At 52.3% G+C, this 18,411-nt stretch carries 18 protein-coding genes and 2 pseudogenes; 10 read left to right on the top strand and 10 right to left on the bottom strand.

Translation table 11 applies throughout. The annotated features are described in order from the left end of the window. Positions 1–133: 133 nt before the first annotated feature. The 4 genes and pseudogenes from ACFQI8_RS14230 to ACFQI8_RS14215 all read right to left on the bottom strand — a co-directional run. Positions 134–862 (bottom strand): hypothetical protein, encoded by a 729-nt coding sequence (locus tag ACFQI8_RS14230; protein WP_390245883.1) that lies wholly within the window; start codon positions 860–862, stop codon positions 134–136. A gap of 309 nt (positions 863–1,171) precedes the next feature. Then, positions 1,172–1,975 carry a hypothetical protein gene (locus ACFQI8_RS14225; protein WP_390245881.1) on the bottom strand — a complete coding sequence of 268 codons (804 nt, stop codon included), beginning with the start codon at positions 1,973–1,975 and terminating at the stop codon, positions 1,172–1,174. Positions 1,976–2,263: 288 nt separating this feature from the next. Further along, the gene (locus ACFQI8_RS14220; protein WP_390245879.1) at positions 2,264–3,562 is read right to left on the bottom strand and encodes a hypothetical protein; all 1,299 of its coding nucleotides are present in this window, start codon (positions 3,560–3,562) and stop codon (positions 2,264–2,266) included. Positions 3,563–3,783: 221 nt separating this feature from the next. Further along, positions 3,784–3,912, bottom strand: a pseudogene (locus tag ACFQI8_RS14215) (IS5/IS1182 family transposase); the annotation flags it as partial. An 89-nt stretch (positions 3,913–4,001) separates the two neighbouring features. Between ACFQI8_RS14215 and ACFQI8_RS14210 the strand changes: the two are divergent. Beyond that, positions 4,002–5,024, top strand: coding sequence for a hypothetical protein (locus ACFQI8_RS14210; RefSeq protein WP_390245877.1), 1,023 nt, complete (start codon positions 4,002–4,004; stop codon positions 5,022–5,024). Between the two features lie 419 nt (positions 5,025–5,443). Beyond that, positions 5,444–6,481 (top strand): hypothetical protein, encoded by a 1,038-nt coding sequence (locus ACFQI8_RS14205; RefSeq protein ID WP_390245875.1) that lies wholly within the window; start codon positions 5,444–5,446, stop codon positions 6,479–6,481. A 29-nt stretch (positions 6,482–6,510) separates the two neighbouring features. Here ACFQI8_RS14205 and ACFQI8_RS19505 read toward each other — a convergent pair. The 4 genes and pseudogenes from ACFQI8_RS19505 to merA all read right to left on the bottom strand — a co-directional run. Next, positions 6,511–6,765 (bottom strand): annotated as a pseudogene (locus tag ACFQI8_RS19505) (DUF8053 family protein); the annotation flags it as partial. A 255-nt stretch (positions 6,766–7,020) separates the two neighbouring features. Beyond that, entirely contained in the window at positions 7,021–7,965 is a 945-nt protein-coding gene (locus tag ACFQI8_RS14195) for a hypothetical protein (protein ID WP_390245871.1), read from the bottom strand. A gap of 184 nt (positions 7,966–8,149) precedes the next feature. Next, positions 8,150–9,349, bottom strand: coding sequence for a tyrosine-type recombinase/integrase (locus tag ACFQI8_RS14190; protein ID WP_390245869.1), 1,200 nt, complete (start codon positions 9,347–9,349; stop codon positions 8,150–8,152). 407 nt (positions 9,350–9,756) lie between these two features. Next, positions 9,757–11,247 (bottom strand): mercury(II) reductase, encoded by a 1,491-nt coding sequence (gene merA, locus ACFQI8_RS14185; RefSeq protein ID WP_390245867.1) that lies wholly within the window; start codon positions 11,245–11,247, stop codon positions 9,757–9,759. 78 nt (positions 11,248–11,325) lie between these two features. Here merA and ACFQI8_RS14180 point away from each other — a divergent pair, with 78 nt between their 5' ends. After that, positions 11,326–11,667, top strand: a complete 342-nt coding sequence (locus ACFQI8_RS14180; protein WP_390245865.1) for a winged helix-turn-helix transcriptional regulator — start codon at positions 11,326–11,328, stop codon at positions 11,665–11,667. A 179-nt stretch (positions 11,668–11,846) separates the two neighbouring features. Further along, complete coding sequence (locus ACFQI8_RS14175; protein ID WP_390245863.1) at positions 11,847–12,749, top strand: bile acid:sodium symporter family protein; 903 nt, start codon at positions 11,847–11,849, stop codon at positions 12,747–12,749. 103 nt (positions 12,750–12,852) lie between these two features. Here the strand turns inward: ACFQI8_RS14175 and ACFQI8_RS14170 are convergent, their stop codons facing one another. Beyond that, positions 12,853–13,587 (bottom strand): helix-turn-helix domain-containing protein, encoded by a 735-nt coding sequence (locus ACFQI8_RS14170; protein WP_390245861.1) that lies wholly within the window; start codon positions 13,585–13,587, stop codon positions 12,853–12,855. An 88-nt stretch (positions 13,588–13,675) separates the two neighbouring features. Here ACFQI8_RS14170 and ACFQI8_RS14165 point away from each other — a divergent pair, with 88 nt between their 5' ends. The 3 genes from ACFQI8_RS14165 (at position 13,676) to ACFQI8_RS14155 (ending at position 16,739) form a co-directional block, all read left to right on the top strand. Further along, entirely contained in the window at positions 13,676–14,788 is a 1,113-nt protein-coding gene (locus ACFQI8_RS14165) for an MBL fold metallo-hydrolase (RefSeq protein WP_390245859.1), read from the top strand. A 3-nt stretch (positions 14,789–14,791) separates the two neighbouring features. Further along, complete coding sequence (locus tag ACFQI8_RS14160) at positions 14,792–16,084, top strand: MFS transporter (protein WP_390245857.1); 1,293 nt, start codon at positions 14,792–14,794, stop codon at positions 16,082–16,084. A gap of 127 nt (positions 16,085–16,211) precedes the next feature. Continuing rightward, positions 16,212–16,739: a hypothetical protein gene (locus tag ACFQI8_RS14155; protein WP_390245855.1), complete on the top strand. Its 528-nt coding sequence runs from the start codon at positions 16,212–16,214 to the stop codon at positions 16,737–16,739. On the opposite strand, the gene ACFQI8_RS14150 is transcribed toward ACFQI8_RS14155, so the two are convergent. Beyond that, the gene (locus tag ACFQI8_RS14150) at positions 16,702–17,343 is read right to left on the bottom strand and encodes a plastocyanin/azurin family copper-binding protein (protein ID WP_390245853.1); all 642 of its coding nucleotides are present in this window, start codon (positions 17,341–17,343) and stop codon (positions 16,702–16,704) included. The genes ACFQI8_RS14155 and ACFQI8_RS14150 overlap by 38 nt on opposite strands. Before the next feature lie 146 nt (positions 17,344–17,489). Between ACFQI8_RS14150 and ACFQI8_RS14145 the strand changes: the two genes are divergently transcribed. From ACFQI8_RS14145 to ACFQI8_RS14135, 3 genes are read left to right on the top strand one after another with little or no spacing between them, the layout of a single operon-like run. Beyond that, positions 17,490–17,840, top strand: a complete 351-nt coding sequence (locus tag ACFQI8_RS14145) for a helix-turn-helix domain-containing protein (protein ID WP_390245851.1) — start codon at positions 17,490–17,492, stop codon at positions 17,838–17,840. Position 17,841: 1 nt separating this feature from the next. After that, complete coding sequence (locus ACFQI8_RS14140; protein WP_390245849.1) at positions 17,842–18,129, top strand: DUF7521 family protein; 288 nt, start codon at positions 17,842–17,844, stop codon at positions 18,127–18,129. A gap of 4 nt (positions 18,130–18,133) precedes the next feature. Next, the gene (locus ACFQI8_RS14135; RefSeq protein ID WP_390245847.1) at positions 18,134–18,409 is read left to right on the top strand and encodes a DUF7521 family protein; all 276 of its coding nucleotides are present in this window, start codon (positions 18,134–18,136) and stop codon (positions 18,407–18,409) included. The last annotated feature ends 2 nt before the right edge of the window (positions 18,410–18,411 follow it).

The raw sequence follows: 18,411 nt of genomic DNA, 5'->3' as shown, positions 1-18,411 counted from the left end.
CATTCGCTCTTATATGTTGACAATAGCACATAGGATGGTGTTTCTCAGTCTGATTTTCTGTGACAGTTCAAGAGTGACTGAAAGTCGGTTACTGGAGGGGCAATGAGTCTGGCTCGCCTAACTCTACATCAAATCAGTCGTCGTATCGCCAAGGCTCCTCGAGATATGCATCGACCTGGCTTTGACGTTCTTGTTCAACAAGGGCGTCTACTGCTTCTTCATAATCCACTTCGTGATCTAGCTCTTTCGCTTTGGAGAATATGTCCACTAGTTCTCTAGTGATTTCATTAGAGTCTCCCTCGATTCGCTCTAACTCATCTAGCATCTCCTGAGCCTGAGTTTTTGTCTCCTCAAAGAACACTGCGCTCGAACTCAACCATTCTGATTCTTGTCTTACCTCTTGAAGCGTATTCCGAGTTAGCTGAATCAACGTCTGTCGAGCGTCTTGCTCTCGTTCTACTTCATGATACTCGATCGCCTGTTCTGTAAGCCACTCTTTCCACTCTGGAGCAAGTTCTCGGAGATCTGCTATGCGCCCGGCTGGTGGTTCATAATCATAGTCATGGGCGACGCGATCACGAATCTGCTTCAGAGAGGGTGCAATGGAACTGTACTCGCCAGGCACCGATTGGTTATCAAGAGATTGGATTCTAACGTTAATCTTGCCCCACTGAGACATGAGATTCATATCTCTCATCTTGTCATCTAGCCCAAAATATTCCCGTCCAATATCGGCCATAAATTTGCCATAGACGTCCTCTAGAATGTAGACACCAATCCTTCTGTCAGCTACTTCCTCTGTGTCCAACTGGTCAAATAGACTAAGCAGCGATCCATTGTCACGAATTGTACTACTAGGCATGTAGCCTTGGGTTTAGTAGTAACGCAAATTCGTGTTTTTCACGCGACCGGCTATCCGGAGATCTTTATTTTATTCATCAATCTGTTAAACGACAATAGAGTAGTTGAGATTGGTGCAAATTTTAAACAATTAAATCGTTTTGAGAATTGTAATCGAATCCAGCTCTATCATATCTCTTTGCCGACTGGTGATTCATTCCCTTCTGAGCAAAACCAAGGTCGTTCATAGAACATCAAACATTGTCACAACGCGATCTGTTCGCGATGTCAAATCACTGCAGGCATTCCTCGTTGAACTTTAATTATCTATTCACTCAGGTTGCTCTTCACACTCATGTTCAACAGTGATGTCTGCGTTGATCTGCTCCATGAACTCTGCGAGTGAGTCAAGGGCGACGGGGTACCCTGCTAGGAATGATCCCAATTTCCGTGCTTTGTCTTCATCGGGCCAGGTGTGGTCGTAGTCTTCAACTTTCCCAGCGTGATGGAGCTCTAATAGATAACGCAGGACGTACTGGTCAACCTCATCCTGTACATTCTGTAGTAAATCAACCCCGTCTGCAACCTTGCGACGGTATTCTCCGGCGGACCCGTCAAATCGGATTTTCATCTCTAACTTATCGGACTGGAGTTCGTGTGTCTGTGCGACACGCATTTGCGGAATCGAAGAAACTGGCCCATCTATTGGCACCTGACCGTCAAACCGTATTGATTTCGTTGACGTAACATAGCCCAGGGACAATCCAGGTGGTCGAACATCTTCGATGCTTCCGCCGTCAATCGTAAGTTGGAGGACAGTAATCCAACGATCTTTGAGGATTGCTTCGAAGCGCTCTCTCGGCGTCGCTTTGGACCGCTCCGTTTCTAGCGAACTAAATATATTGTCGAATTCGAGTTGCTCGATCCCACCGTCGTATGACTGTGGACGGTATTTTGGACGGACGGTGACCGATTCGACTCTGAGTGTGACCTCTTTGCCGTCGTAATTAGTGATTTCCCACTCCTCACCCGCAAATTGAGTATTCAGTTCCTGTTCGACCTCACGTCCTGTTTGTTGATCTCTGGCGATGTCGATACTGACCTTTAGTGCAGAGACGAATAAATTCACTAACATGATTAAAAGTTCTCGGGACAAGACTAATATTTTGGCTCTGTTGAAATCCTCAGAGAGTTACAGGTTCGCCTAGTAATCTGACCGGATGGAAGCCCTCCCGAAGTCGCGATTACTCCGGTTCGTTGAGCAAGCGATGTACTTGGCTCGGCGAGATATGGAAACGATTCTCCTGCTTCGAACCTTCTATCCGGCACCTGTTCGAGGTAGGCGTCGTACTTTCTCTTCTTGTCGACGACTCAAGCGGCGTTCTCTATAAGTAGTTTTTCGGGGTGTCCCTCAAAGTACGGATTACAACACAACTCCATCATCGTCCAGAAGCAGAGAGGCAATATCACCTGTATCGAGCTCAGATTGTTGATATTGGGACAGATATTCGTATAATTGGCTTGAGGTAACTGCTTTAAAACCCATCTTTTCTAGGCGTTCGTATGCATTGTCTGCCACTATTGCTCTCTCTTCACGTTCTTCAACGGGCGTTTGTCGGTATGGGTTGACTACGAGTAGGCCACTAACATCGGATTCTGGGTACTCACGTTTCGTATCCTCAACCCATGTGATTAGTTGTTGAACTTTCTTTAGCCCTGCTTTCTTGTTTGTCCCAAATGTTTCTATTGCGAATATACAATTGTTGACAGATACTAACCCATCTCGTTCACCAGCGTCTTCCGGTTTGGTCTCAAAGCCAAGTTCACGAAAGGCGTCGATTACTGCTTCTTCAAGAGCGTCACCGGTCCCGTCAAGAAGGTGTTTGTATCTATTCCAACTCTTGTAGTCTTCTCGTATCTGCTCAAGCTCATTTTTAACTTCGTGGTACTGCTCTCTAAGCTCTCGCTGACGTGGGAGTTCCCATTCATCTAGCCATTCAGGTGGTGACGGGTCTTCAGAAGACAACTTCACCCCATATCTCTGTGACAATATTCCTCTAACGGCTCTATCATAGCCAAATTCCGGGACGATAGGGAGTAGATAGACGGATCCGGAGGACTGTGACTCATTAACCATCGACCGATTTTTAGCTAGTGCTCCTCCGAGAGCCTGAAATGCTTTTGACGTGGATACCGAGGTCGCAATTACCTCATCCGACACTGTGGATGCAATTGAAAAATCGTGAGCCATATACCCTAAAGGCCGGCTCTCTCTGATTGATTTCTTTAGTGAAATATAATCGAATACCATCGGCCAGTCGAAGTGGTCGTTAAAATACCACTGCCAATCTTCATCAACTTCATCGCTCTTCACAGATTTCCCCACCTTTTCGCTAGTTCCGATTTCAAATGGGAGCCACGAGATAAGGTCTACAGGGATTCCACCGTGATTCTCTCCTTGGGAGATTTGCTTCAGTTCTTGCGTCCTCGTCTGAGGTAGGAACACGAACATCTCGTTCCCAGACTCAATCAATTGTATCACTGCGTCCTGCTGAGGGAATTCTATGCGCTCTGGAATGCCGTCACTATCGGGAGATGTGTATCTACTCGAATTCTGAACGATGTCGTCGAGGTTCAGGAAGACGATATTGTAATCCATGACGTTGGTTTCCTGATTCCAAGATTTGTTCTCAACCCCATCTCCAGAAATCTCTCCTCCCACAGAAAGTATCCTCATAGATGTGTGCCTGAATCCTAAGTTTACCCCATCTTAAGAAAATGTTGTCGTCGGTGTCTCACGAACTATTTTTTCATAAAACTCCTCCGTCACCACTCGTTCACTTATTATCTCATATACCGAAAACAGCCTCTCGAACTGCGAGTCGGAACAGCCGTGAAAAACTGATAAAATCTACTGCGATTAGAGGCAGGGTTGATCGTGATCCGAATCCGAGGCATCTTGATGAGTTCGTCAAGCAGCATCCGGTACGTCTGATTCTTCCGTACTTTAGGACAGAGGTGGACCATGTACTGGTGGAGTGTGTACCGTTGTTTCGAGAACTTCGAAGAGTAGGAGCAACTCTCTTCTGGAGTGTAGTACGCATTTTTAAGCACGTTCCACGAAAGGTTTATTGTCAAAACAGATTCATAATTGTATTATAATGAAAAGAAGAACCTTCATTCAATCCACTGCTATCGGATTGGGTTTAGGGGTAGGTGACGTGGGGGCGATGAGTTCACACGGAGAACTGGAATTCATCGATGAATTCGGTTATGGAGTAGCGGACTTCTTTCACAATAGCTGGGGTGTGGGAGATCTTGAAGATGAACTCGAAGAAGTCGTCGACTTCACGTGCTATGCATACGGTGAAATAGAGGAGCTGGGGTCCGATGAGGAACAAGAGACCCCGAAAGAGCCGGGATTCCTTGACGGTTTTCAGACACTCGCTCTCGAAGAGCTGGACGATAATCCGGAAACCTACGACTGGATTTTGAACCACATCGAAGATGTGGTGACCCTCCTCGATTATATAGACGTATTCCCCGACGACTTGGGGGAAAAGCTGGACGGGGTCACCACGTATGGGAAGAAGCTCACAAAATTCATCCCGCTTGTGGCAAATGTGAAACAGATCCTCGACACCGGGTGTAATATCTACGACAAAATCAGCGCGGGGAAGTCTCCTTCCGAGAGCACTTACGTTGAATTCTTCAAATACGTCGCGCTCACCATCATTGAGGTAATTCTCCTAGTCACGGGTGCATCTGTGTCGTACAGAGTCGCATTCGGAGCTACTGGGTGGGCCAATCGACGCATGATCAATGTCGTTGGGAGAAGGTTAGGATGGCGTGCGTATTCTTGGGTTTTGAGTCAGGTTCACTGGGGGGTCAGGATCTCCTTCGCAGAGGGACTAGGACAAGCAATCAGCGATGTGACTGAGATAGTATCTCAGCAACTGGTTTCTGCATCAACAGATGCTGGCAACCCTCTATCCAAATCAGAGGCACAGGAAATTGCAAAAAACGACGTGAGGACGATGGCGGCTTACACAGACGGGTGGGGGATGGCCTACGAAACCTGGAAATTAGGCCAGTGGCGAAAGCGGCAAATCCGCGAGGCTTCCCAACAGAGGGAGCAGATTACGGAGCAGGTCGACACCTTTCTGGAAAGTCTACCAATATAGTAGGTTCCGAAAATTAACCCTTGAACATGGAACAACAGAATGGTGGCTACTGAATTATCCCTCTTTGTTCAGCACTCGAATGGTTCTCCGGGTCAATATTTGATGATTTTAACGGTGCCGAATATCTCTGAAAAGTCCAATTGAAATAGCAAAATATGCACCGACGGTCGTTTTGCGTACCTCTGGAATGAGCAACCGTCGATTCCTCTTATAGTCCAGTGACCCCCGACCGCAATCGTCCCGGCCATTAGGTCAAAATGGTCCGAACCTATGCGCGGTGACCGTCGCCACTGTCAACAAAGGTGCATACATCAAGGATGCTATATATATATTCACGCGTGACCCCCCGAGGTCAGCCAGGCAAAAAACGTGAACTTTGTCGATTATCTTTACAATCTTAGTTACAGAATGGCTATCTGATGGATACCGAAGTGAAGGAAGGGATAGATGATGAGGAAGGCTATTTCGCTCATGAAATCTCGAAACAAAAATTGTTTGCTGAGACTCCTGGGCGAGTCCAGTACCTGAATCGAAAATCCCCGAATGGCGAGGTTGAACATCGCCTCTATCAAACAGCCGATGCGCGACTCAAATTTGATCGATTAGAAGCAGAAGGAGATGTATTTTCGTGCGATACCGAGATTGCCGAACTCCCGGAAAGTAATAGCTACTCAGTTACCATAGTCTGGAAACCTGACCAGTTGAAAATGGGTGTAAAGTCCGAGGACATGGATCAGATGAAAAGAGACGTCTGTGACGAACCGGTAGGACGGACTCGACGAGACGATAACGGAAACTTGGTCCGAATTGGTGACTCTGGTGTCGAAGTAGGCGACTACCAAGTCCATGTAGATGGAGAACGAGTCTTGAAACCGACCGCGATTGAGATGGCCGAGTTCAATTTCAAAAAGGCGGATCATCTATTACGAGCGGCCGACAGTGAGGAATTCTTGATTGAGACTACGATAGTGCAACAAATGATCGGGCTGATGGTTACTGTCATAGAAACGTACTTGAAAGAGAAATACGTGGAATTGTCGAGAGAGAACCTCTCTGAACAAGAAACAATCAATTCGTTATTACAGATTTATCCTGGTGATGAAAAGAAACTCCGAAAGGTAGGGAAAAAACGTGGTTTGGACCCTGCTGAATTTGCAACCATGCGAGAAATGAATTTCCAAGATATATCGAACGCTCACAAGGTGTACAACTCTGGCTTGGGTTTCAATCTCCAGCAGTTCCTAAACTCGAACGGATTTCGACCCGCTATCGAGAAAAACATCAACAGGCGGCATGAGATTATCCATGAAGGCCCGGACAAGGCAATGCTTGAAACAAGTGGCCCCGACGGCACTCCTGTCTTCGCCGATAAAGAGTACGGTGAAAATCTAGTCTCGGAGTTTAGTGAGTGTATCTCCCGATTGGAGCAGAAGCTGGAGGCGCAGGACTTCTCCTAATCTAACTCCGAGGGTTTGAGAGTATAAGATTAGAAGTCCACCACGGATGTCGTCGAAATGTTTTCTCTTATTCTCTGAATTTCCTGCCAAATCAGCCCCTGAACCAGCTCAGTCTCCACCAACGGCGTGATCGGCCCGTCTTCCGGCACTGGACGAACCACGTACACCTCCTTCCCAAGCCGCTGAACGTGCATGGTCTTCTCTTCACGGTCGCCTTCGTCAGCAGAGATGACGCTGTAGAGGACGATATCGTCACGATCGAGTGCAACGAGCGGTGTGCCGTCGTGGTTTCGGAGCTATCGGAATACCATTGTTGACACCCCATCGGCCACCCAATCCTACTTAGTTCTATCTCCAATGTGACTCGTTACGAATGCGGGCTGTGGTCGTCCCTAAACGTCGAACCAACAGACAGCGAACATTTCAAGAAGCCACCACCACCAGACACCCCCCGTGGTCGCATACTTACTAACACTATGGTGGAATTTCGATGGTGGCCAAACCATAGTACATAGACCAGACTTGTCTAACCGGAGTATTCAGTTGTTCTGACTCTGAACAGCATTTTGGGTTTCAATATTACTGGACTCAATATCTACTTCTTCGTTCTCATCCCGTTTGGAAAGTGGGGAATCGGGCAACTCTGTATTACTACCGGTCACCCGGACCCAGACGAACCGCAATGTCCAAAAGAACCCAATCAACCAAACAACCAGAACAGTAATTGGTTCAATAAGTGCAACCGCTGGAGACACAATAATTACAAATCCCAATTCATGCAAGAAGCGGATAAGTAGCGGAAAGATTACTGAAAGAGAAATTGGAATAACTGCTGCCTTTATGCTATCTTGGAGTTGTTCAGGATTTAAAGACTCGAATTGTTCTTCAAGAACAGTCCGCTCTTCTTTTAGTTGCTGAACCTCCCTTCGTGCCTCAAGAGCTTTCGACTCGTGCGCTTTGTATTGCTCTCGATCGTAGATGTTCCATAGGGCCTCAATTATCCAATTCGCAGCAGTAATCGACGCATCTGTCATATTTACTTGTGGCATCTCAAGTGGCCCTCGTGGTTGGAGTTCATCGATTATCTCGTCCCATCGACGTTCGATGAGCTCTGCATGGTGCATTATTAAATCATCTTCAGATACATCTTGATGCTCAACTAATCCATCCAAAGCATCCTCAACCGTGAGGCCTTCGGGTGAAGGAGACCAATCGCTTCCTACATCGTACTTAATAAACTGATCTACGTGGTTCTCTGCGTCCTCACGCACCCACCGTTCTTCTGTCTCACTAAGCCTCTCAATTCTATAATCGTGGTCCTTAAGCAAAACCTCTAACTCGGTATCAATTGATTCAATCCTCTGTTTCAGGCGTGACCTCTCTGACAATAAGTTGGACAATCTGGTAACCAGGTATGCAGTGAGAATACCAACAAATACACTGGCCGTAGTAGCAAGAGAGCCGTAAAATTGGATCAGTGTCATAGGTTGGTGTTATGATAATAACACATAACAGTTTTTCAAATGACTGTGTGCTCGCAAAATGATTCTACAGAATTTCCATTGCATCAACTGGAGCTGCGGAGGCAGAGGGTTATTTTTTGAAAGTTGTGACGTTAGTCACACTGTATTACCTCGATTAACCCAATTGCTTCACAGCGCCACTGTTCTATTGCCCAAACGCCGTCTCCAACTTCTCGTACATCCGTCTCCGTCGAGCCTTCCGCTCTTGTTCCCTCGACAGATAGTTCCGTAACACAACCTCCGTCGACGAACTCCCCTGATCTTCGGCAACCCCCTCCAAACCCTCTAGAACCTCCCCAACAGCCTCCTGATAGGCCGAGTACCAGAACCGCCGCCCCATCTTCGGCGTCGGTGTCTCTCCATCAACGACGACGCCAGCACTGTCAGCAAGCTGTTTAAACCGCCGACGTATCGTACTAGCTGACACATGGCCCGTCGATGAAGAACGAGACGGGAACAGATACCCGTTCCAGGTCTCACGGTCAGTAAGTGCATCAATCCGATCAGCGACGACGTCCACACCATACAACAGCGTCACCTCACCAGGCCCGTTCTTGCGCTCTCCATCACCGAACGACAAGTGCGGATCTTCAGACTCCAAAGCCACCTGCTCAACGTGCAACGCGGCAACCTCCGACGGTCGTAACCCCCACCCAGCAAGCGCAACAACGAGCAACTCTGCCTCGGGCGAATCTACCTCACTGTAGATTCGACGCACTTGCAACGCCGACAGTGCCTTTGGGTCTGGTTCGCTGGCTTCCCAGCCGAACTCTTCGCCGGCTTCGGCGAGTGGGTTGTACTTCGCGTACTTCCGGCGTTTCACGAACGCGTACCACGCACGGGCGACATGCAGGTACTCGAGTTTCGACCGGTCCGTCGATAGCTCCTCGTCGAACACGTCGAGGACAGCGAGACAGCGTTCTATCTCTCTCGGCTGCTGGTCAAGCTCAGACAGTGGTTCAAGCAAAGCGTCCGCCCCGTGCAACTCCCGGTATGTCCGGACCCACTTGGCCAACCTCGTCCGATGGGTCTCGACGGTACTCTCTGCCCGTCCACCACGGGTCTCTATCGACGTGAGATACGCTTCGAGCGCGTTCACAGTAGCGTCGTGGTCAACGTTCCACTCCCACCCTTCTGACTCTTCGTCTTCGAGGCCGACGATGGCAACGAAGAACTGCTTGGGCGTCAAATCGTGGTGCTCGCGCAACGCGTACGCGATACCACTGTATCCGTGTTCGGTGAGCCAGTTGTAGGTTGGAACGTCGCGGTCCTCGTCGAACCCATCGCGATAGCGCTTCGGTGCGATGTCTTGCCAGTAGACGTCGACGAGTTCGTCGAGGCTCATCTGGGACCATTTGTAGCGGCGCTCTCTCGTCCCTTTGTCTGAAGCTGTCTCTTCAATGCTCGAACCCTGGGAGTCAGCCTCCGAATTCACGCCTGCTCACCGGGGAGTAACCCGCCCACTGTGCATTGGGATAATTTTGAATGTGAGATTTTCATTGGTCTACGACAATCTCACACTAAGTTAATACTTCGGCTTGTACTGTTGTGGGTGCTACACAACGAAAATTAGTAAAATAGGGCTGTTTTGCCACTGCTCAGTATATATTGTATATCGCTATACACAATCGAATAAAAATCCGACTCACAGTTTCAGAGGATAGCCAGTTTCACAGTGGCTTCGCCAAGATACTTCGGGAGAAGTTGTCCCTATGCAGTACTGGCTGTGCTTTCCGGAATATTCTCTGCTCTTCACTCGACGCAACAACTCATCGTAGACATATCACGCCTGAACGCTTGGCAGGCGTGCTTCAACGCCTCCGAGAACGTTGGGAAGGGATGGATGGTGTCGATGATGTCGTCGACAGTCAAGCCGGACTTCACGGCCAGCGTCGCCTCGGGAATCATGTCTGCTGCCCGTGGGCCGACCATGTGAACGCCGGCGATTTCGTCGGTCTCGTGGTGTTTGACAACCTGTATGAGGCCACGGGTGTCCTTCACGGCTTTTGCTTTCGGCACGTCTGCCATTTCCACCGTCCGACACGAGCAGGTGCCGTGTTCGTCCATGTACTCCAGTTCGGTCGTCCCGACCGCTGCAACCTCCGGACTGGTGAACACCACTTTTGGAACCGCGTTGTAATCGATTGTCACCCCCTCGTCGCCAAAGGCATTCTTTACGGTGTGGTTCCCTTCCTTCGCGGCGACAGTTTCGAGCATCGGCTCGCCGATGCAATCCCCTGCGGCGTACACATCTGGGTTGGTCGTCCGGAACTCGTCGTCCACGATAACCGCTCCGGAGCCATCGGTTTCGACACCGATTTTGTCCAGTCCGATATCCTCCGTATTCGGTTGAACGCCGGTAGCGACGAACAGATCGCTGGCTGTGAACGTACGGGAACCACCCTCGACGGTCGCTTCGATGCCGATGGAAGACACACCATCGGTCACGGTTGTCTCTTTCACGCGATCGACCGCGACGTTGGTCACGACAGAGATTCCTTCCTCCTCGAAACACCGCTGAAGTTCACGACCAAGCTGTCCTTCCATCCCAGAAAGAACGTGTCCCGACCGCTGGAGAATCGTCACGTCCGTCCCCATGTGATGCAGGATCTGCCCCCACTCCAGTGCAACGTAGCCACCACCGACTATTACGACGCTCTCGGGGAGGTTGCGTCGGTCGAGAATCGTCTCGCTGGTCTCGAAGTTGACGTCCTCGATACCCTCGATTGGAGCGATGTATGGTGAGCTGCCGGTCGCGACGAGCGCCTTCTCTCCAGTAATCACAGAACCAGCATCTTCACCGTCAACGATCTCTATCGTCACGTCGTCGCCGGATGTAGGCTGGTTGCTCGTCGAGCGTTGCTCCACGCCGTCGACGAACCGACCGTATCCCTCGTAGATGTCTGTCTCGAAGTGCTCGGCCACGTTCACGTAATTCTGTTCACGGAGCGACGCGACGACGTCGTCTTTCTCGTCGATGGCTGCAGCCCAGTCTATCGTCGGTTGGCCGTCTTCGTAGTCCACCGCATCGAACGGATTCCGTGGTGGCTCGAAGGCGGTCTTCCCCACTTCGAGGAGATGCTTACTGGGGACACACCCGACGTTGACGCACGTTCCGCCGAGAGGTAGCCCGGCGTTCACTATCGCTGTCGAGAGTCCACGACGGTCAGCCTCTGTAATGGCAGCGAATGCCGCTGCACCGCCACCAAGGATCACGAGGTCGTACGAACCAGAGGAAGTCATGTATACCGTTACTTTACGACGCGAAGTTATTATACTGTAGAGTCCGAAGTCACGAAGTAAGTTGGAGGCCTCAAAGTAATGGCAGACGCCACTTCTCCCCCGGAACCGACGTGTGATGTAGACGGAACGTGTTACTGTCCGTTGACTGGCGTGATCAATACACTCAGTCGTAAGTACGCGATGCAACTGGTCAGTATCATCGGTGCCCACGAATCGCTCCGATTCGCTGAAATCGAAGCTCACCTTACGAGTGCCAGCACATCGACCATCTCGAAGCGACTAGACGAGTTCGAGGAGGCTGGACTGGTGTCTCGTACGCAGTACAACGAGATTCCACCCCGAGTGGAGTATGCCCTCACAGCTGATGGCCACGAGGTTCGCAACCGACTCGAACCACTTCTTGAGTGGGCATCGAAGTGAGGAATTGTCTACTTGAGTGAGTTGAACGTCTGATTTGACGCTGTAGGTGTTCGAATTGTGGTGTGCTCATTGCAGCCGCAATTTTCAACGAGGTTGGCACCTCAACTCGCAATGATACCCCTTCACGGCACCGACGTAATGATACGATGACGGCAGAAATGACGAATTGATTGAACCGAATGAACCTGACTGACCTCATCGAGGACTATCTCTTCTTGTGGATACTGCTCTCCGTTGGTCTGGGTATCGCTCTTCCGCCGATTGCAGTCGTGACACGTGCCTCGACGGTCATTCTTGCAGTAATGATCGGAAGCATCTCGCTGACGCTCTCGGTAGAACAGTTCGACCAAATTAGCGTCCGGGCCATAGCACAGATTCTCGTGGGGCATGTGACCATGCCATTTCTCGCATTCGGTATCGCAAATGGACTCGGCTTATCGCCCGATCTGACCATTGGATTCGTCATTCTCGGCGCAGTGACGCCGGAACTCGTGACGCCGGTAATGACCGAACTAGCCGACGGCGACACAGCTCTGTCGACGACTGCACTGGTCGTCATTGGCGTTGGCAGTGTGGGGTTCGTTCCGCTTATCGTCGGTCTTCTCGCCGGGGGGACCGATGTTCCGACGATGCCGATCGTCGAGCAGTTGATCGTAGCCGTCGTCGTGCCGATGTTGGTCGCAGTCGGCGCACGGGCGTGGCAACCCGACCATGTCGGCCGCTACGATACCTACTACCCAGCGGTCTCAGCGATGATGGTGATCCTAATCATCGGTGGCGTGACCGCCGCGAACGCCGAAGTCATTCGGACGAACTTGTCGCTATTGGCCGGGGTTGGTGTCGGCGTCATTGCGTTGAACGGACTCGGCTACGCGGTTGGTTTTCTCGTGGGAGCTCAGGAGCCGAGACCGACACGGATTGCTTCGATACTCTCGGTGGGAATGCGAGACTTCGCTGTTGCGGCGGCGCTCGTGGTTGCGACCGGACTCCCGACGATTGCGTCGCTTCCGGCCGTCGCGTTTGGCGTCGTTGAGATGGTGTCGAGTGCCGGCCTCGCAAAGTGGCTCAATCAAGAGATGTGAACCCGTATCTATCATCTAAGTGATCACAACGGGTTCATCACCAAGTCGGCGGTATTGGCCGGAAGAAACTCCAGTACTGCGGCATTTCGATTGGAAATTTCAGTTAGTCAACAGCTTGCTCAGCTTGGCGAGTCTTTTCGACCTCTAATGGATCTGCCGTCGATGTCGCCGTAACCAGGCGCAAGAACTGACCCGCGCTCGTGAGGATTTTGTTCTCGGCCTTCCGGAGGTGTTCTTCGTACGTCGAACGAGCGACGGCCGTCTTGTCGGCCAACTCCCTGAGCGACGTCTGCCGTGGCTGTTGGTAGTACCCGCTCTCTAAGGCCAACCGAAGCGCTGCCATCTGTCGTTCGGTCACGTTCTCGAACAACTGGTCGACCGGAGCCAACATACTGTGCGGGATTCGCTGCGCTGTAATCGCCGTCTTCGAGAGCACCTCGATGTCGCGGTCAGCCTCCAACTCGTGAAGAAGCTCTCTGATATCGCTCTCGTCGAAGGCAATCACCGAATAGTGTTCCCAACCCTGTCGATGAATTGTGGGCGGCTGATACAGGCAATTGTGCGCTTCGAATCGTTCGATGATGGAGTCTTCCAGTGAGCACAGGCACGATTGCGTGACGACGTGGAGTCCAGTATCGTCGACTGACTCGTGAAGAACCGTCCCTAAGCGATCGATCTCGTCGAGGAGGTCGTCAGTCGGAGACCCCGGTGCAGTTATTTCGATCACCTGGCAGTCATCCAGATACCACTCACGAATCGTGAGTTCCGGATGTCGCTCCGAAATCTCTCGATACGGACACTCGTGTTTGACGCGAAACGATGCTTCGTAGAGACTCATACTGGCACATTCGTCTATGAGGGATTAACAGTACCGGTCATGTCCGGCAGTACCTATATTCTACTACTCCCCATACCGAAGAACACTGATGTCGGATATTTCCCCCGAGGAACTTGGAGAACAATTGCAGACTGACGAAAGCGGTCTGCTCGTAGTCGACATTCGCCACAAAGAAGAGTTCGACGACTGGCACGTACCGGGTAGCGTCAACGTCGACATCTACGACGAGTTAGCTGATGACCCTGACAAAGCCAAAGACGCTCTTTCGGTCCTCCCTAAAGAGAAGGAGATCGTAACTGTCTGTGGTGCAGGCATCGCTGCGGAGACGGCAGCGGACGTCCTTCAAGAGATGAACTACAACGCGGCGACACTCGAAGATGGGATGAACGGCTGGAGTCGCGTTCACCGCCACGCGCCAGTTCTGGCTGACCTCGACGGCACACTCGTTCAGGTCGCACGGCCGGGAAAAGGCTGTCTCTCGCATGTACTCATCTCCGATGGTGAAGCCGCTGTCTTCGACCCATCACACTACCTCGAAGAGTACGACGCGATTCTCGACGAGTACGACGCCGAACTCGTCGGTGTCTTCGATACGCACGCCCACGCCGACCACGTTTCGGGCGCTGCAGAGCTGGCCGACCGTCACGACGTCCCCTACTACCTCCACCCGAAGGATGCACTGGCAATCGACGCGTCTCCCATCGACGACGAACAGACTGTCTCGGCCGGCAGCCTCAATATTGAGGTCATCCACACGCCGGGACACAGTGAAGGAAGCGTCTCTTTCGATATCGACGGCGCGGCATTAATCACGGGCGACACGCTCTTCCACGAGAGCGTGGGTCGCGTCGAACTCGGCGTCGAAGCAGGAATCGAGGACTCCAACGTCGAGCAGAACGCCGCGACACTCTACGAAAGCCTCCAGCGACTCCAGGACCGGCCAGACGCCGCACTCGTCCTCCCAGCCCACGATCCCGGTTCGCCGGAACCACCAGTGACCGCTACGCTGGGCGAGGTCCGAGAGCGGAACGAAGACCTCGGCGGTGACCGCGAGGAGTTCATTCAGGAACTCGCGTCGGATATCCCGGATCACCCGCCGAACTTCGAGCGCGTCAAGCGAACGAACGTGGGACAGGAATCAGTCCCCACCGACGAGCTGGCAGAGCTCGAACTGGGTCCCAACAACTGCGCAGCGGAGTGATCGATGAGTACAGAAACTGACCTCAAACAGGGTATTCGCGAGCACTTCGGACAGTTCTCACTCCACGTCCTCCTGGTGTTCGCCACCGGGTTGACGATCGGGTCTGAGCGCGCCGTCGTGCCCGTGTTGGGTCGCGACGTCCTCGGCGTCGAGTCGCTGTTCGTCATCGGGTCGTTCGTCGTCTCGTTCGGGTTCGTCAAGGCGCTGTTAAACCTCTACGCCGGCAAGTGGGGTAGTGAATACGGCCGCAAGCCCGTGCTCATCCTCGGATGGGTGACCGCACTCCCACTCCCTGTCATCCTCATCTTTGCCCCGAGCTGGGGCTGGATAACTGTCGGGAACATTCTGTTGGGCATCAACCAGGCATTGACCTGGAGTATGGCCATCAACGCAAAAATCGACATCGCAGGGCCCGAGCAGCGAGGACTCGCCGTCGGCATTGACGAGGCCTTCGGATACAGCGGCGTCGCCGTCGGGGCGTGGGTCACGGGCATCATCGCCGCCCAGACGAGTCTCCGCCCCGAACCGTTCTATTTCCTCGCGGTCGTCGTCGTGCTGGCGTTCCTCATCTCGGTCTTCCTAATCAAGGAGACGGTCCAACTCGCAGAAGTAGAGATCGACGACGAAGACCACCACGACGCGAACCTTCCGTTTGGCGAGGTACTGAAGCGTGCAACCTACGGCGACAAGACGCTGTTCGCCGCGGCACAGGCGGGTCACATCGAGAAGTTCGTCGATACGCTGTTTTGGCTCGCCGTCCCGCTGTATCTCACGAGTCAAGGGCTCGGAATCGCAGCGGTTGGGTTCATTGTCGGCGTCCACAGCGCGATGTACTTCCTCCAGATTGCAACCGGCGGACTCGCGGACCGAATCGGTCGCCGTCCGCCCGTCGTTGCAGGGATGTTCTTGACCGGCGCGGGTGTCCTCGGGATGGTCCTCGTCGACGGGTACATCCTGTGGGCCGTCCTCTCGGGTGTCTCCGGTCTCGGGATGGCGTTACTCTACCCGAATCTGATGACTGTCCCCGGCGACGCCGCCCACCCGACGTGGCGGGCGACTGGGATGGGTGTCTACCGGATGTGGCGTGACTCGGGGTATGGAGTCGGCGCAATCCTCATTGGCCTCTCGATGGAGTTCGTGAATGCCGAAGCCGCATTCTACATGACTGCTGCCCTGATGTTCGTCTCTGGGGCAATCGTGTACGTGTGGATGGAAGAGACCCACCCCGAGTTCGGGACGCATGAGCCTCCTGCTCCTGCGGGGAAGCCTTCGACCCAGGTAGTCGCTCAAGACTAACTACGGAATTCAACCGTCGTTGGTAACGTGGTTCGGTCTTATGGAAGTTGCAAGGCTAAAACCCGCCCTTCACAGTAGTTGCCGAACCTAACTGAGATTCTTCACGCTGTGCTGCGTTGGTTGAAAGATGGTCCAGACAGGAGAGGCGAAACAACTCTGTCGTGCTGTTTCGACGGTGCTGTTCCCAGAACTTGAATTCGACGTCAAACCGTGCGGGAAGTACACGAGAGAGGATTTCCACGAAATCCTCTCTCGTATCGCCATCGACCACGAGTTCGCAAACACGGGTGGTAAGACGCTCCAACTTGATCGCGACGAGCAAGTGGACGTGACGTCCACTGCTCGAAACCCTCTCGCCAAATCGCTGTTGTACCACTTGCGAAACCTCTCACCGGATGCCATCGACGACCAGTTCGATGGCGTCCGAGATCGCGTGTTCGAAGTCCTCCGGTCTCAGCGGCGACTTCCTGCGTTCGTCGATGTCGCCATCGACCTCCACGAATGGCGGTTCTATGGGTCTGCCGACACTGACCACGTGATAACGACGTATCCTGATCTCGGAACAAACAGAGCATTCTGTTTTGCAACGCTGTGTATCGTTGCGCCACGCACGCGGTTTACGCTTGATCGTGATCGTCTCCAAGCGCCGTTCTGACCATCCCGTTCAGTTCTTCGAGTTTCTTCTGGACTGCATCGGGCTTGTCAGCGGGTGTCTTTTCTAATGCAACCTGTTCGTGAGGGTCCGGTTCCCCAACGATGACGGTTCCAACCATGCCGAGGGCCTCGTGTGGGATACAGTAGTAGTGATAGACGCCTTCGGTCTCGAAGGTGTGTTCGAAGGTTGCACCTTCCTCCGACAGGATACCACTATCCCAAGATGCTGCCCCACCGGGAACGAGCTGTGGTTGGTCGTTGTCCGGGTGGTAGGCAGTCGTCGAGTGCGTGCCACTCTCGTTGTGGAATGTGACCGTTCCACCGACGTTCACTCGCACAACGTGTGGTTCGAAGTGATACCCATTGTCAGTGGACACCATCGTCACTTCGGCAGTGTCAGTTGGTGCACCGATTGCTTCGTCATGGCCGTCTTCTTCCTCTCTGTGACCGCCTTCTTCCTCGTTGTGTCCACTTTCACTGTCACCGTCTTCTGCTGCTTCAGTCGTCGTCTGGGGTTTCTCTACCTGGTTCTGTCCGTCGTTCGTTGGTGCTCTGGCACAGCCAGCAACTCCGATTACTGCGGCACTGCCGGTCAACTGAAGCATCCGTCGCCGGGTGAGATGATTGTCGGACATAGTCCTGATCTCCTTACAGATGAAGATTCGACACCGAAGAATATCGTACGGAAAACAGATTTGCTGGGCGAGCAAATCGCCGTTCTTTTTTATACCACACTCTCGAAATATGGGTTGTGAACGAGGAGCGAGACGGTCGGGAGATCTTCGCCATCCTCGACGATGACTATGCACGCGCAATTCTCGAAGCGACACGACGACAGCAACTTTCTGCAAAAGCACTCAGTGAAGAGTGTGGAATGTCTGTCTCGACGGTCTCCAGACGGGTCAACACGCTACTGGAGCACGGCTTGCTCGTCGAACGAACACACATCGACCCGGATGGACACCACTACAGTGAGTATGAAGCTCAGCTCGAAGGAGTCGACGTCAGGCTACTCGAAACTGGGTTCGACGTTCGGGTCGAATTCCGTGAAGATGCGGCGGATCGATTCACGCGCATCTGGGACAAAATGAGGAAACGATAATATGCACGTCGGACTCGTCATTGCGAAGCTCATCACGATGCTTCTCGGATTTTTGATTGCCTATCAGGCCTACCGGGGATACCGACGGAACGACAGTCAACCGATGTTCTACGTCGCAGTTGGCTTCGTCTTCATCAGCTTCGGTGCAGTCATCGAAGGAATTTTATTCGACGTTATCGGCCTTTCACTCTTCGATTCGGGGACAGTGGCGACGATAATCGTTGCACTCGGAATGTTGAGTGTGCTCTACGCATTGTACGGGGGTGATTACAGGGGGAACCGGGGGTAACCCGGTGGTCGATACGATAACCGCCGTGTTGGTCGGTGTTCGGTTGGTCGTTCTTTCTCTGGGCGTCCTCATCACGTTCTACAGCTATCAGGCATACCAGAAGACAAGCGCACACTACCTCCGTAACGCCTCGATTGGCTTCGGTATCATCACCGCCGGCGTGTTTATCGAAGGGATGCTCTTTGGATTTGGTGGGTTCGATATCGTCGTCGTGCACCTAATCGAATCCATCAGTATCGGCTTCGGATTCGTGGTTCTTCTCGCCTCTCTTCGTCAGTAACG

Origin of the sequence: Haloferax chudinovii (assembly GCF_042663345.1) — an archaeon.
GTDB lineage: Archaea > Halobacteriota > Halobacteria > Halobacteriales > Haloferacaceae > Haloferax > Haloferax chudinovii.
This window is presented reverse-complemented; position numbering and strand designations above follow the sequence as displayed.

Excerpts from the sequence above, each read along its gene's own strand:
- ACFQI8_RS14230 (WP_390245883.1), bottom strand. The coding sequence starts at position 862 with ATGCCTAGTAGTACAATTCGTGACAATGGATCGCTGCTTAGTCTATTT.
- ACFQI8_RS14225 (WP_390245881.1), bottom strand. The coding sequence starts at position 1,975 with ATGTTAGTGAATTTATTCGTCTCTGCACTAAAGGTCAGTATCGACATC.
- ACFQI8_RS14210 (WP_390245877.1), top strand. The coding sequence starts at position 4,002 with ATGAAAAGAAGAACCTTCATTCAATCCACTGCTATCGGATTGGGTTTA.
- ACFQI8_RS14205 (WP_390245875.1), top strand. The coding sequence starts at position 5,444 with ATGGATACCGAAGTGAAGGAAGGGATAGATGATGAGGAAGGCTATTTC.
- ACFQI8_RS14195 (WP_390245871.1), bottom strand. The coding sequence starts at position 7,965 with ATGACACTGATCCAATTTTACGGCTCTCTTGCTACTACGGCCAGTGTA.
- ACFQI8_RS14190 (WP_390245869.1), bottom strand. The coding sequence starts at position 9,349 with ATGAGCCTCGACGAACTCGTCGACGTCTACTGGCAAGACATCGCACCG.
- merA (WP_390245867.1), bottom strand. The coding sequence starts at position 11,247 with ATGACTTCCTCTGGTTCGTACGACCTCGTGATCCTTGGTGGCGGTGCA.
- ACFQI8_RS14180 (WP_390245865.1), top strand. The coding sequence starts at position 11,326 with ATGGCAGACGCCACTTCTCCCCCGGAACCGACGTGTGATGTAGACGGA.
- ACFQI8_RS14175 (WP_390245863.1), top strand. The coding sequence starts at position 11,847 with ATGAACCTGACTGACCTCATCGAGGACTATCTCTTCTTGTGGATACTG.
- ACFQI8_RS14170 (WP_390245861.1), bottom strand. The coding sequence starts at position 13,587 with ATGAGTCTCTACGAAGCATCGTTTCGCGTCAAACACGAGTGTCCGTAT.
- ACFQI8_RS14165 (WP_390245859.1), top strand. The coding sequence starts at position 13,676 with ATGTCGGATATTTCCCCCGAGGAACTTGGAGAACAATTGCAGACTGAC.
- ACFQI8_RS14160 (WP_390245857.1), top strand. The coding sequence starts at position 14,792 with ATGAGTACAGAAACTGACCTCAAACAGGGTATTCGCGAGCACTTCGGA.
- ACFQI8_RS14155 (WP_390245855.1), top strand. The coding sequence starts at position 16,212 with ATGGTCCAGACAGGAGAGGCGAAACAACTCTGTCGTGCTGTTTCGACG.
- ACFQI8_RS14150 (WP_390245853.1), bottom strand. The coding sequence starts at position 17,343 with ATGCTTCAGTTGACCGGCAGTGCCGCAGTAATCGGAGTTGCTGGCTGT.
- ACFQI8_RS14140 (WP_390245849.1), top strand. The coding sequence starts at position 17,842 with ATGCACGTCGGACTCGTCATTGCGAAGCTCATCACGATGCTTCTCGGA.